Here is an 11,688-nt window from a genome sequence, read left to right on the forward strand (position 1 = left end):
CGAGAGGGCGCGGGCCCGTGGCCTTCCGCAGGGGGTGGAGGACAGGCGGCTGAGGGCCGCCCCTGGTCGCGGCGGACGTGGCCGCGGCCAGGCTGCATCTGATCGGCGACGTGGCTCGGTCGCGGGAGCGGCACTGGGGGAACGCCGCCCTGTTCGCGCTCTCCGCGCTCCACGACACCTCTCACCTCGCGGCCGCCGCGGAGGCGCTCGGCCCGATCGCTCCATGACCGTCCCCCACAGCAATGGCGAGCACACGACCTGGCGGGCCCGCCCGAGGAGTCACATGAACAAGAAGAGCCTTGTCCCTCCGCCCGGACCGGCGCGTACGCTCGCCCTGGCCCAGTTGATCAGCAGGACCGGTGACGGCGCGTACTACGTGACGGCGGCCCTGTTCTTCACCCAGGTCGTCGGCTTGTCCGCGGCCCAGCTGGGTCTCGGCCTGACCATCGCCTGGACGGTGGCGCTGGCCCTGAGCGTGCCGCTGGGACACGTGGCCGACCGGCGCGGGGCGCGGGGGACGGCGGTGTTCTTCTTCCTGTGCGCGGCGGTGGCCGTCGGCTCGTACCTGGTGGTGCGTTCCTTCCCGCTGTTCTTGCTCTCCGCGTGCCTGTACGCGGTGGGGCAGCGCAGCGGCTCCGCGGCCCAGCAGGCCCTGCTGGCCGGGGTGGTGCCCAAGGAGAACCTCACCAAGGTCCGTGCCCTGCTCCAGGCCGGCTACAACGCGGGGCTCTCCGTGGGTGCCGCGCTCGGCGGCGTGGTGCTGCTCTTCGACACGCGGGGGGCCTACCTCGCGGCGTTCGCACTCAATGCCGTGGCCTTCGCCGTGGCCGCCGCGGTGCTGCGGCGGGTGCCGCCCGTCGCCTCCGCTCCGGCGCCCGCCGACGGCGAGCGGACGAAGACGGTGTTCCGGGACCGGCCCTACGTCGCCGTCAGCCTGCTCAACCTGATCCTTGTGCTGCACGTGCCGCTGATCGACGTGGCGCTGCCGCTGTGGATCGTCCACCACACCGAGGCCCCCACATGGGTGCTGTCGGTGATGTTCGTGCTCAACACGCTCGCCGTCGTGGTCCTCCAGGTGCGCGTGGCCCGCGGGGTGACCGACCTGGCGAGCGGGGCGCGCTACGTGGTGCGCGGCGGGCTGCTGCTCGGCGCGGGCTGCGTGGTCTTCGCCTTCTCCGGCAGTGGCGGTTCGGCCTGGTCGGCGGTGCTGCTGCTGATCGCCGCCGCGGGCGTGCAGACGGTCGGCGAGATGCTGCAGACGGCAGGCAGCTGGGAGATCGGCTTCGGGCTCGCCCCGGACGGCAAGCACGGGCAGTACCAGGCGTTCCTCGGGTCGGGGCTGACGGTGGCCGAGATCGTGGGCCCGCTCGCGCTGACCGGGCTCCTCGTCTACTGGGGCGCGCCCGGCTGGATCCTGCTCGGCGCGCTCTTCGTCGCGGCCGGTCTGGCGATGGTGCCGGTCGTGCGCTGGGGGGAGCGCGCCCTGGGCCGCCAGGGTGCACCGGCGCCGGACACCGCGGACGCGGCCGGTCACCAACTGACCATGGACTGACACCTTGGGCGGCCGGGACCGGTGGGCGGCGCCGGCTCACCCCTCGTACACGGTCAGGACCGCCCCGTCGACCTCGATGCGGCGGCCCGCGCGCATCCCGTTGCGGCGCAGGGCGCGCAGGCACTGTTCGAAGAGGGCGAGTTCGCCGGTGTCCAGGATGGCCGCCGCCAGGTCCAGGAGTTCGCTCACCGACGCGTCGGTGAGCACCTCGGGCAGTTCCCCGGACAGCAGGACGACGGACTCGCCGTCGGGGCCCCGGACCACGGCCGTAGCGGGTCCGCCGTGCACGAACAACACATTTCCCCCTGAGAGCCCGTGGTCGTGCGGCTCTCGCCTGCCGGGCAGGACGAGAGACTAGTCCCGGAGCCTGGCGGTTTCGTGCGGAGTCGGATTCTTTACCCGGGTTGACGGAAATACACCCGGGAGTGTGAAGGCGGCGGTCACTTCTCCCGCGGGGAGCGGTCCAGCAGCGACTCGACGAGGGCCGCGACGTGCCGGCGGTCGTCGGACGACAGCTTCTGGACGCTCGCGATCAGCAGGGCGACCTCGGGGTCGGCGGCGGGCGCGTTCGGGTCCGCGTCCGGCGCGGTGTCGTACACGTGGATCCCGCACGCCTCGGCGGCGGCCCGGCGCACCGTCTCCAGCGGCAGGTCCAGCCCCTTGGCCAGGCCTTCCAGGGTCGTGGTCTGGGGCATGCGGACCACCCGTTCCGTGGTGGCCAGGTGGTGGACGGTGGAGCGGGGGACGGAGCCGCGGCGCGCCACGTCACCGTAGGACCAGCCCTTGCGGTCGAGGTGCTCACGGATCAACTGCTGCAGTGCGTTGGCCACTGACCGTCACTTCCTGCTCGCCACGGGCGGAGTCCGCCATGTCGGGGCCGATTCTACGGGCGGGTAGCCGATCGGCCGAGAGGGTGATTCTCCGAAGGGGTTGCGCGAGGGGTCTCCGAGCCCGTAGTGTCCAATCTCGTTGGACAGCACGTCCGACCAGATTGGACAGAGTCCGGGGGGAACCTGACTCGGTCCGATCGGAAATGTTCTATCCCTGAGGGGGAAATGATCATGATGGACGCCCATGAGCTCGAGGCCGAGTCCGCGGAGCTGCTGCCGGGTCGTGAGGCCCTGGGCCGGCTGAAGTTCGGCTTCGGCAAGACGGTCAACGTCACCAAGCACGTCGCGAACATCAGCGCCCACAACGAGTCCGCCGCCCTGAACGACCACTCCGCGTGGTCGGTGGCCGACTCCGGCGCCGCCCAGACCATCAGCGTCACCCAGTAACACCGTCCCGGCGCCCGGCGCCGGGACCATCCGGACCCACACCGATCTCACCGCACACGTACCGAAAGGACATCCGTCATGAGCATGGACATGAACGAGCTGGAGAACGAGTCCGCCGAGCTGCTCCCCGGCCGTGAGGCCCTGGGCCGGCTGAAGTTCAGCTTCGGCAAGACCGTCAACGTCACCAAGCACATCGCCAACATCGACGCGTCGAACCAGTCGGCCGCGCTGAACGACCACTCCCTGTGGTCGTCCGCCGAGTCGCAGGCCGCCCAGACGATCAGCGTCACCCAGTAGTCCCCGCGAGCGCCACCGCCGTCGCCCCGGCGGTGGCGCTCCTGGGTGTCGGGGGGAACTTCATGGGGGATCCGGGGGGAGACCACATATGACGGTGCTCGGAGACGGGACCGCCGCGCTGTACGACACGGGCCCGGTGCCCGGACCCGGCGGCTGGCCGGTGACCTACGAGCAGGTGGCGACGGGCAACCTGCCGGTGGTGGAGGCGCCGTCGCCGGTCCCGAGGCTGAGCGCGGGACTGCGGCTGCACGGCGAGTACCAGGGGTCGGGATTCACCGAGCCCAAGTACATCGCCCGTCGGGGGGACGGGCAGGTCGTGCAGCTGTCCAGGCTGCTGTACCTGGTGGCGTCGTCGGTCGACGGCGTCCGCGATGCCGAGGCCATCGCGCACCGGGTCAGCGCCCGCTTCGGCCGCGAGGTCAGCGGGGAGAACATCCGCTTCCTCGTCGAGAAGAAGCTCCAGCCGCTGGGCGTGACGGTCCCGGAGGGCCAGGAGGACGACGAGGTCGACGCCCCGCGCTCCGACCTGCTGCTCGCCCTCAAGGGCCACCGGGTCATCTTCGACGAGCGGCGCACGACGAAGATCGCGCGTTCGCTGGCGTGGCTGCACCGGCCGGCCGTGGTCGCGCTGGTGCTGGGCTCGGCCGTCGCCATGGACGTCTGGCTGTTCGGGTTCTTCGGGGCGATCGAGCCCGTCCTGCAGGTGCTCGACCAGCCGGTGCTGATCCTCGTCGTCTTCGTGCTCACCGTGGCCTCCCTCGTCTTCCACGAGTTCGGCCACGCCTCCGCGTGCAGATACGGCGGAGCCCGCCCCGGCTGCATCGGGTGCGGGCTCTTCCTCATCTGGCCCTCCATGTACACGGACGTCACCGACGTCTACCGGATCGGACGGGCCGGCCGGCTCCGCACCGACCTGGGCGGCGTGTACTTCAACGTCGTCTTCATGCTGGCCATGGCCGGCGCCTACTTCGCCACCGGGGCCCAGTTCTTCCTGGCCACGGTGTACCTCGGGCACTTCGAGATCATGGAACAGCTGATGCCGGCCGTACGGCTGGACGGCTACTACATCCTCGGCGACCTGGCCGGCGTCCCGGACCTGTACGGCAAGATCAGACCGATCCTGCTGGCCCTGGTCCCGGGAGCGAAGGGGGACAAGGCCCGCGAGGAGGTCGCCGGGCTGAAGAAGTCGGCGCGGGCCATCGTCGCCACCTGGGTGCTGACGATGGTCCCGCTGATCATCGGCGAACTCGGGTACGCGCTGTGGAACCTGCCCAGGATCCTCACCACGATGACCCGCTCGCTGACCGAGCAACTGCTCGGCACCGGCTCGGCGTTCGTGGACGGGAAGATCGTCGAGGGGCTGGTCGGGACGATCGGCTGCGTGATGCTGCTCTGCCCGATGGCCGGTGTCGTCTATCTGTCCGTGAAGATCGGCGGCCGGATCTTCCGGGCCGCGAAGCGGTCGACGGACGGCCGCCCCGGACTCCGGCTCGTGGTCTGCGCGCTCGCCCTGGCCACGCTCACCGGGCTCAGCTACGCCTGGGTGTCCGGGGTGACGCCGAAGCCGCTGCCCAAGCAGCCGCCGATCGCACCGATCCTGCAGCCCGGGGTGCCGACCACGGCGCCGCCGACCCGGCGGGCCTCGACCCCCGACCGGCCGTCCGACGGCTCGGGCCGGCCCTCGGACCCGGTGTCCGGGGCCCCGGCGGCCTCGGCCGGGCCGAGCGGCGCGCCCTCGGACGAGCAGACGTCACGCGGCGCGTCCGCCTCGGCGTCGCCGTCCGCCTCGGTGCCGGTCCGTCCCGGCGCCGGGACCGGCACGTCGCCGACGCCGTCCAGCGGGGGCACGGCCACCGGACCGACGCCCACCCCGTCGGAGAGCGTCGCGGTGACGCAGACGCCCACCCCGTCGGAGAGCGTCCCGGTGTCGCCGCCGCCCAGCGTGTCCCCGCCACCGGCCAGCGACCCGCCGAGCCCGGCCCCGGCGACGTCCTGACGACGGCGGCACCGGTGCCGCCGTACGGCATCCGCCGGCACCGGGCCGTCGTCCCACTCATCGCTTACCGCAGCAGTACAGGAGCACAGGAGCACTCCATGAGCAGTCACCGAAAACCACACGCCACCAGTCCGCTCACCCGGCGGGCCGTCCGGATCGGCCTGTTCGCCGCCGGGCTCGCGGGTGCGGCCACCGCCGTGCCCGCCCAGGCGGCCACCGCGGCGCCGCACGCCGCGTTCGCCTCGGACCACGTGTTCAGCCACGCCGACCGAGGCCACCACACCCAGACCCGGGACTCGTTCACGGTCCGTCAGTTCGGCACGGTGAACGCCGCGGCCGTCCGCAACCAGGCCAACGCCGTCTCGGCCGGCTGCTCCGCGGACGACCACTGCCGTTCGGTCGCGCTGTCCTTCCAGATCGTCACGATCGCCGGGGAGCACACGCACCTCAACGCCCTGAACCTCAGCGACGCCGCCAACAAGGAGTGCACGGGCTGCCAGACGCTGGCGGGCGCCTACCAGTTCGTGGTCTCCACGCCGACCGCGCTGCGCTTCGACCAGGCCACCCAGGACAAGCTCGCCGACATCCACCGCCGGCTCGACGCGCTGACCCGGTCCACGCTGCCCGCCGCCGACCTGCGCACCCGGGTCGACGGGCTCGCCGGCGAGGTCACCACCGTCCTGCACGACGCGGTCGCGAACGCCCCCAAGGGCGACCCGAAGGCCGACGTCACGCTCCACCGCCACCTGGACGGCTGGCCCCAGGGCCGCTGACCCCCGCGCCCCGCCGCCGCACGGCAACCACACACCGCGCACCGCACGCCGGCCGCCGGGTCCACGACCGCCTCTCGTGGACCCGGCGGCCGGCCGTGTCCATTGACACGGGGTACGACCGGAAGGAGACTTCGGGGACATCAGTGAAGGAAAGTTCACCACGCGAACAGGCGGGGTGAAGGGACGGAAGGGAACGACCGATGCGCACCACCGTCGGCATCATCGGAGCCGGACCCGCCGGGCTCCTCCTCGCCCGGCTGCTGCACAACGCGGGCATCGACTCGGTCGTCCTGGAGAGCCGCGACCGCGCCTACGTCGAGCACCGCCAGCGTGCCGGGATCCTGGAGCAGGGCACGGTGGACGTGCTGCGCGCGGCCGGCGCCGGGGAGCGCATGGACCGCGAGGGGCTGCGCCACGACGGCATCGAGCTGCGGTTCGCCAGGCAGCGCCACCGCGTGGACTTCCCCGGCCTGACCGGCGGGCGGTCCGTGACCGTCTACGCGCAGACCGAGGTCTGCAAGGACCTCATCGCCCTCCAGCTGGCGGAGGGCGGCCCGCTGCTCTTCGAGGCGGAGGCGCTGGCGGTGGAGGACGCCGAGGGCGAGCGGCCCCGGGTGCGGTTCCGGCACGAGGGCCGGGAGGACGTCCTGGAGTGCGCGTACGTCGTCGGCTGCGACGGTTTCTGGGGGGTGGCCCGCACCGCCTTCCCCGAGTCCCTCTCCAGGGTCTTCGAGCGGACGTACCCCTACGCCTGGCTGGGCATCCTCGCCGACGTCGCGCCCTCCCACGACGAACTGGTCTACGCCCGCCACGACCGCGGCTTCGCCCTGCTCTCCATGCGCTCCCCGTCCGTCTCCCGGCTCTACCTCCAGGTGCCGGCGGGCACCGACGCGCAGAGCTGGAGCGACGAGGCGATCTGGGACGAGCTGGAGCGGCGCTTCGAGACCGACGACGACTGGCGTCTCGAGCGGGGCCCGATCACCCAGAAGTCGGTCACGCCCATGCGGTCCCACGTCCACGAGCCCATGCGGCACGGACGGCTCTTCCTCGCCGGGGACGCCGCCCACATCGTGCCGCCGACCGGCGCCAAGGGGCTGAACCTGGCGGTCGGCGACGTCGTGACCTTCGCGCGGGCCCTGGTGCACGAGAAGGAGACGGGTTCACCGGAGCTGCTCGACGCCTACTCGGCCACCTGCCTGCGCCGGGTCTGGCAGGCCGAGCGGTTCTCCTACGACATGACGACCCTGCTGCACACCGGCCCCGACGACTCGCCGTTCGACGCCCGGCTCCAGCTGGCCCGGCTCGGCCGGATCGCCTCCTCCCGGGCGGCCGAGACCGACCTCGCGGAGGCGTACACCGGGTTTCCCCTGGAATGAAGCCCTCCGTAGCCGGGAATGAGGGGTCCGCACGGCGTGTTGCGCAGCACGGCGGGGGAAAGATCCTCCCCAGGTAGCATGGCAGACTTTTGCCAATCCATTACTCTTGACGCCAAGGCCACGCACGGTGGCCATGGAGGAGTGAAATGAGGAGCAGCAACCCGGTCTTCTCGCGACGGGGGTTCAGCCGCGACAACGGCTACGCGGGCTTCAACACCGCGCCGCAGGCCGGGTACGCACAGGGCAACCCGTACGCGCAGAACCCGTACGCGAACAACCCCTACGCGCAGGCGGACGTCCAGCAGGGCGCCCCGCCGCAGGCCCCGGCCGGCACCGGCCGCATGACCATGGACGACGTGGTCCTGCGCTCGGCCATGACGCTGGGCACGGTCGCCGTCGGCGCGGTCCTCGCCTGGGCCCTGCTGCCGGTCTCCAGCACCAGCTTCGGCCTGGCCTTCGGCTCCGCGATCGTCGCGATGGTCCTAGCCCTGATCCAGAGCTTCAAGCGCACCCCGGTACCCGCGCTGATCCTCGGCTACGCCGCGTTCGAGGGCGTCTTCCTCGGCGTCATCAGCGAGATGTACAACAGCCAGTGGAGCGGCGCCCCGTTCCAGGCGGTGCTGGGCACCATGGCGGTCTCGGCCGCCACCCTGCTGGTCTACCGGGCCGGCTGGATCCGGGTCACCGCCCGCTACGCCCGGATCGGCATGGCCATCGCCATCGCCTTCGTGCTGGTCATGGCGGTCAACCTGCTGCTGGTGGCGTTCGGCGTCGCCGGGGACGGCGGACTGCGCAGCTTCGGCCCGCTCGGCGCGATCGTCGGCATCATCGCGATCCTGCTCGGCGCGTTCTTCCTGACCCTCGACTTCAAGCAGATCGAGGACGGCATCGCGTACGGCGCCCCGAAGAACGAGGCCTGGCTGGCCGCGTTCGGCCTCACGATGACGCTGGTGTGGATCTACGTCGAGATGCTGCGCCTGGTGGCGATCTTCAGCAGTAACGACTAGCCAGTGAGCCGAGAAGGGCCCCGGGGCGCCGCCCCGGGGCCCTTCGCCGTCTGTTGTGGGCGCCTAGAGGAGTTTGCGCGCCGCCCTCCTCAGGTCGTACTCGTGGATCAGCGCCTTCGCGTGGCCGTAGGCGAGGTTGTGTTCGTGGCGGAGCCAGCTGACCTTTTCCTCGAAGCGGAAGAGGGACGGGCCTTCGTCGACGGTGCGCAGCCAGTCGGACACTTCACGACCGGTGCAGTGGGGGATGCGGGCGAGCATGTTGCGATGGGTCTCCTCGGAGAAGACTTGGGACATCGGCGCCTCCGGTGCGCAAAGGGGGTTGTAGCCGGTCCTTCACGTCACCGTGCCTGAGTGTTGGCGCGTTGGCAACAGTCGCGACGCGTCCTGGCCGAAGAGGCGACGGGACGCGTTACGCTCGCGGCGTGGTTGATACGACGCCCCTTACCCGTGCCGTGGAGCATTTCGCCGACAAGTTGAGGGCGGCGCCCCAGAGTCGGTTGCAGAGAGGGGCGGCCGCGGAGGCGCTGGCGCTGGCCCGGCAGTTGGCCGACTGGGCGCAGTCCGTCGAGGAGCCGGGCGGCACGGTCCGGGAGATGCCGGACGCGGGGATGTTCGCGGTGGCCGACCAAATCACGGTGGCCGGGAACGACTTGGCGGTGGTGCTGGAGAGCGACGCCGAGGTCGGGGACGCGGTGCGGATGGTGGAGGCTGCGCAGAAGCGGGCGGGGGTGTGAGCCGAGCGTTCTCGGGTGCGGCTGTGTGGGGGTTGCTCGCGCAGTTCCTCCCTCAGCCTCCGGCCGGGGGTACCCCCAGCGCCCCTTTCAGGGGCGTCGACGTGAGCGCCCCTGAAAGGGGCGCGGGGAACTGCGCGACCAGCCACGATGGCGCCGCACCCGAGAACGCGCCCTGGGACCTCAGAGCGACGCTATGACGCGGTCCGCCAGGATGTAGACGTTCTCTTCGCCGCACGCGAAGGTCAGCGTGTACGCGCCCGAGATCCCCGACCCGCCCAGCAGGTACGGCGTCTCCCCGGCACCCAGGGCGGCAGCCAACCGCTCCGCCGTCTCCCGGTGCCCCGGCGTCATGCACAGGGTCGTGCCGTCGGCGAAGACATAGACGTCCAGCGTCCCCAGCGGACCCGGCCGCACGTCGGACAGCTCGATCCGGGACTCGGCCAGCTGCTCCAGCGTCGCCACCGTGCGCTCGTGGTCGTTCACCATCGGCGACTGCACCGGTACGAAGTCCGGGTGGGACGGGTGCCGGCGCCGCGCCGCGGCCAGCTCGGGGGAGTCCCCGGTGAACTCGTCGGTCTCGGCCGCCGGCTCGGCGACCGGCTCAAGACCGACGAAGTCGGCCTGCCGGGGCAGGAACAGCTCACCGTCCGCCAGACCCAGCAGCGACGGCGCGTCGGACGCGTCGCGGGCCTCCTGTGCGGCCCAGAAGGCACGTGCCTCCGCCAGCTCCCGCTCCCGCTCCTCGGCCAGCGCCTCCGCCACCGCGGCCCGTATCGCCTCGGCGTCGGTGTGGCTACGGGCGCCGGGCAGCAGGGCGCGCATGGCGGCGGCCTGGTTCTGGGCAAGCTGGGTGTGCAGCTCGGCGACCTGGCGGCGCAGCTTCAGTACGGTGCGCAGGACAGCGACGCCCACGGCGCCTGTGGCGGCCGTGGTGAGCAGCAAGGCGATCGGCATGGCGCTCACTGACGTACTCCCGGTTCAAAGTCGACCCCCGACTTCCTACATCAGCTTGAAGGGTGGACTACCAAGCTGTCAGTGCGTAACGTCACGAAACGGACAGGGAATTGGCCCTGGGGTCCCTCGGGGCAGCCGCGCTGACCTGCTGTGATACCTCCACGAGGGAGATAGGTCACATCCTGAGGGAGATTGGATCACAAATCGGCCCGGCGTTCGGAGGTTTCTCGAACACCGGGCCGTAGCATCACGGTCGGTTCCGTGACGGTCACTCAGGGGTCAGCTCAGGCGCTCGATGACCATCGCCATGCCCTGGCCGCCGCCGACGCACATGGTCTCCAGGCCGAACTGCTTGTCGTGGAACTGGAGGGAGTTGATCAGCGTGCCGGTGATGCGGGCGCCGGTCATGCCGAAGGGGTGGCCGACGGCGATGGCGCCGCCGTTCACGTTCAGCTTCTCCAGCGGGATGTCCAGGTCGCGGTAGGAGGGGATCACCTGGGCGGCGAACGCCTCGTTGATCTCGACCAGGTCGATGTCGTCGATGGTGAGGCCGGCGCGGCGCAGGGCCTGCTTGCTCGCCTCCACCGGGCCGAGGCCCATGATCTCGGGGGAGAGGCCGGTGACACCGGTCGACACGATGCGGGCGAGCGGGGTGAGGCCCAGCTCGCGGGCCTTGGTGTCGCTCATGATGACGACCGCGGCGGCGCCGTCGTTGAGCGGGCAGCAGTTGCCGGCGGTGACCAGTCCGTCGGGGCGGAAGACCGGCTTGAGGCCCGCGACGCCCTCCAGCGTGACGCCGGCGCGCGGGCCGTCGTCCTTGCTGACCACCGTGCCGTCGGGGAGGGTCACCGGGGTGATCTCGCGCTCCCAGAAGCCGTTCTTGATGGCTTCCTCGGCGAGGTTCTGGGAGCGGACGCCGAACTCGTCCATGTCCTGGCGGGTGACGCCCTTGATCCGGGCCAGGTTCTCGGCGGTCTGGCCCATCGCGATGTACGGGTCGGGGAGCAGGCCGTCCTCGCGCGGGTCGTGCCAGGTGGAGCCGGTCGAGGCGGCGGTGGCGGCGGTGCGCTCCTGGGCCTCGGCGAAGAGCGGGTTCATGGTGTCGGGGAGGCCGTCCGAGCTGCCCTTGGCGTAGCGGGAGACCATCTCGACGCCGGCCGAGATGAAGACGTCGCCCTCGCCGGCCTTGATCGCGTGCAGGGCCATGCGGCTGGTCTGCAGGGACGAGGAGCAGTAGCGGGTGATCGTGGTGCCGGGCAGGTGGTCCATCCCCATCTGCACGGCGACGATCCGGCCGAGGTTGTAGCCCTGTTCGCCGCCGGGCAGGCCACAGCCGAGCATCAGGTCGTCGATGTCCCTCGGGTCCAGCTCGGGGACCTTCGCCAGGGCGGCCTGGATGATCGTCGCGGTGAGGTCGTCGGGGCGCAGGTCCTTCAGGGAGCCCTTGACGGCACGGCCGATCGGGGAACGGGCGGTCGAGACGATGACGGCTTCGGGCATCACGGCTCCAGTGGCATGCGAGGGGCTGGCAGGGCGCTTCGGAAGTTACCCGTACGTATGTCATCGGTCACGGGGGCGGGGGTGTGACACTGACCGCACTTTCTAAGCGCTTGCTTGGCCCTAGGGCCCTTCTGATGGATCTCCGCGGCGTCGCGACGCCCGGCACGCACGCTCGGCGCACGGGGTGGCGGGCCAGGGTGCAACCCCACAATACCCCCCCCC

General features: G+C 71.4%; 14 protein-coding genes. 9 read left to right on the forward strand and 5 right to left on the reverse strand.

Annotation, left to right across the window (positions count from 1 at the left end; genetic code table 11):
- Positions 1-77: 77 nt before the first annotated feature.
- Together AB0958_RS10845 and AB0958_RS10850 are read left to right on the forward strand one after the other, a co-directional pair.
- Positions 78-227: a hypothetical protein gene (locus tag AB0958_RS10845; protein ID WP_366890016.1), complete on the forward strand. Its 150-nt coding sequence runs from the start codon at positions 78-80 to the stop codon at positions 225-227.
- 56 nt (positions 228-283) lie between these two features.
- Complete coding sequence (locus AB0958_RS10850) at positions 284-1,552, forward strand: MFS transporter (protein ID WP_366890018.1); 1,269 nt, start codon at positions 284-286, stop codon at positions 1,550-1,552.
- A gap of 36 nt (positions 1,553-1,588) precedes the next feature.
- Here AB0958_RS10850 and AB0958_RS10855 read toward each other — a convergent pair whose 3' ends face one another.
- On the reverse strand, positions 1,589-1,840 hold the full coding sequence (locus AB0958_RS10855) for a hypothetical protein (RefSeq protein WP_366890019.1): 252 nt from the start codon (positions 1,838-1,840) through the stop codon (positions 1,589-1,591).
- A gap of 152 nt (positions 1,841-1,992) precedes the next feature.
- Positions 1,993-2,382 (reverse strand): helix-turn-helix transcriptional regulator, encoded by a 390-nt coding sequence (locus tag AB0958_RS10860; RefSeq protein ID WP_366890020.1) that lies wholly within the window; start codon positions 2,380-2,382, stop codon positions 1,993-1,995.
- 231 nt (positions 2,383-2,613) lie between these two features.
- Between AB0958_RS10860 and AB0958_RS10865 the strand changes: the two genes are divergently transcribed.
- From AB0958_RS10865 to AB0958_RS10890, 6 genes are all read left to right on the forward strand, one after another.
- Positions 2,614-2,829 carry a hypothetical protein gene (locus AB0958_RS10865; protein WP_366890021.1) on the forward strand — a complete coding sequence of 72 codons (216 nt, stop codon included), beginning with the start codon at positions 2,614-2,616 and terminating at the stop codon, positions 2,827-2,829.
- A 78-nt stretch (positions 2,830-2,907) separates the two neighbouring features.
- Positions 2,908-3,126 carry a hypothetical protein gene (locus AB0958_RS10870; RefSeq protein ID WP_366890022.1) on the forward strand — a complete coding sequence of 73 codons (219 nt, stop codon included), beginning with the start codon at positions 2,908-2,910 and terminating at the stop codon, positions 3,124-3,126.
- Positions 3,127-3,214: 88 nt separating this feature from the next.
- Positions 3,215-5,122: a hypothetical protein gene (locus AB0958_RS10875; RefSeq protein WP_366890023.1), complete on the forward strand. Its 1,908-nt coding sequence runs from the start codon at positions 3,215-3,217 to the stop codon at positions 5,120-5,122.
- 98 nt (positions 5,123-5,220) lie between these two features.
- Entirely contained in the window at positions 5,221-5,895 is a 675-nt protein-coding gene (locus AB0958_RS10880) for a hypothetical protein (protein ID WP_366890024.1), read from the forward strand.
- A gap of 200 nt (positions 5,896-6,095) precedes the next feature.
- The gene (locus AB0958_RS10885) at positions 6,096-7,271 is read left to right on the forward strand and encodes a 4-hydroxybenzoate 3-monooxygenase (protein WP_366890025.1); all 1,176 of its coding nucleotides are present in this window, start codon (positions 6,096-6,098) and stop codon (positions 7,269-7,271) included.
- Between the two features lie 146 nt (positions 7,272-7,417).
- Positions 7,418-8,278, forward strand: coding sequence for a Bax inhibitor-1/YccA family protein (locus AB0958_RS10890; protein WP_366890026.1), 861 nt, complete (start codon positions 7,418-7,420; stop codon positions 8,276-8,278).
- A gap of 63 nt (positions 8,279-8,341) precedes the next feature.
- Here the strand turns inward: AB0958_RS10890 and AB0958_RS10895 are convergent, their stop codons facing one another.
- Complete coding sequence (locus AB0958_RS10895) at positions 8,342-8,572, reverse strand: DUF4287 domain-containing protein (RefSeq protein WP_355716349.1); 231 nt, start codon at positions 8,570-8,572, stop codon at positions 8,342-8,344.
- 128 nt (positions 8,573-8,700) lie between these two features.
- Between AB0958_RS10895 and AB0958_RS10900 the strand changes: the two genes are divergently transcribed.
- A complete protein-coding gene (locus AB0958_RS10900) occupies positions 8,701-9,012 on the forward strand; it encodes a hypothetical protein (RefSeq protein WP_132894434.1) in 312 nt (103 codons plus the stop codon).
- 180 nt (positions 9,013-9,192) lie between these two features.
- Here the strand turns inward: AB0958_RS10900 and AB0958_RS10905 are convergent, their stop codons facing one another.
- Both AB0958_RS10905 and AB0958_RS10910 read right to left on the reverse strand, forming a co-directional pair.
- A complete protein-coding gene (locus AB0958_RS10905) occupies positions 9,193-9,975 on the reverse strand; it encodes a hypothetical protein (RefSeq protein ID WP_366890027.1) in 783 nt (260 codons plus the stop codon).
- Positions 9,976-10,245: 270 nt separating this feature from the next.
- Positions 10,246-11,466: an acetyl-CoA C-acetyltransferase gene (locus AB0958_RS10910; protein ID WP_132894431.1), complete on the reverse strand. Its 1,221-nt coding sequence runs from the start codon at positions 11,464-11,466 to the stop codon at positions 10,246-10,248.
- Positions 11,467-11,688: the final 222 nt, after the last annotated feature.

The sequence above is a fragment of the Streptomyces sp. NPDC006655 genome (assembly GCF_040703965.1).
Taxonomy (GTDB): Bacteria; Actinomycetota; Actinomycetes; order Streptomycetales; family Streptomycetaceae; genus Streptomyces.

Bases quoted from the DNA above. Each gene is read 5' to 3' on its own strand.
- AB0958_RS10850 (WP_366890018.1), top strand. From the start codon at position 284: ATGAACAAGAAGAGCCTTGTCCCTCCGCCCGGACCGGCGCGTACGCTC.
- AB0958_RS10865 (WP_366890021.1), top strand. From the start codon at position 2,614: ATGATGGACGCCCATGAGCTCGAGGCCGAGTCCGCGGAGCTGCTGCCG.
- AB0958_RS10870 (WP_366890022.1), top strand. From the start codon at position 2,908: ATGAGCATGGACATGAACGAGCTGGAGAACGAGTCCGCCGAGCTGCTC.
- AB0958_RS10875 (WP_366890023.1), top strand. From the start codon at position 3,215: ATGACGGTGCTCGGAGACGGGACCGCCGCGCTGTACGACACGGGCCCG.
- AB0958_RS10880 (WP_366890024.1), top strand. From the start codon at position 5,221: ATGAGCAGTCACCGAAAACCACACGCCACCAGTCCGCTCACCCGGCGG.
- AB0958_RS10885 (WP_366890025.1), top strand. From the start codon at position 6,096: ATGCGCACCACCGTCGGCATCATCGGAGCCGGACCCGCCGGGCTCCTC.
- AB0958_RS10890 (WP_366890026.1), top strand. From the start codon at position 7,418: ATGAGGAGCAGCAACCCGGTCTTCTCGCGACGGGGGTTCAGCCGCGAC.
- AB0958_RS10895 (WP_355716349.1), bottom strand. From the start codon at position 8,572: ATGTCCCAAGTCTTCTCCGAGGAGACCCATCGCAACATGCTCGCCCGC.
- AB0958_RS10910 (WP_132894431.1), bottom strand. From the start codon at position 11,466: ATGCCCGAAGCCGTCATCGTCTCGACCGCCCGTTCCCCGATCGGCCGT.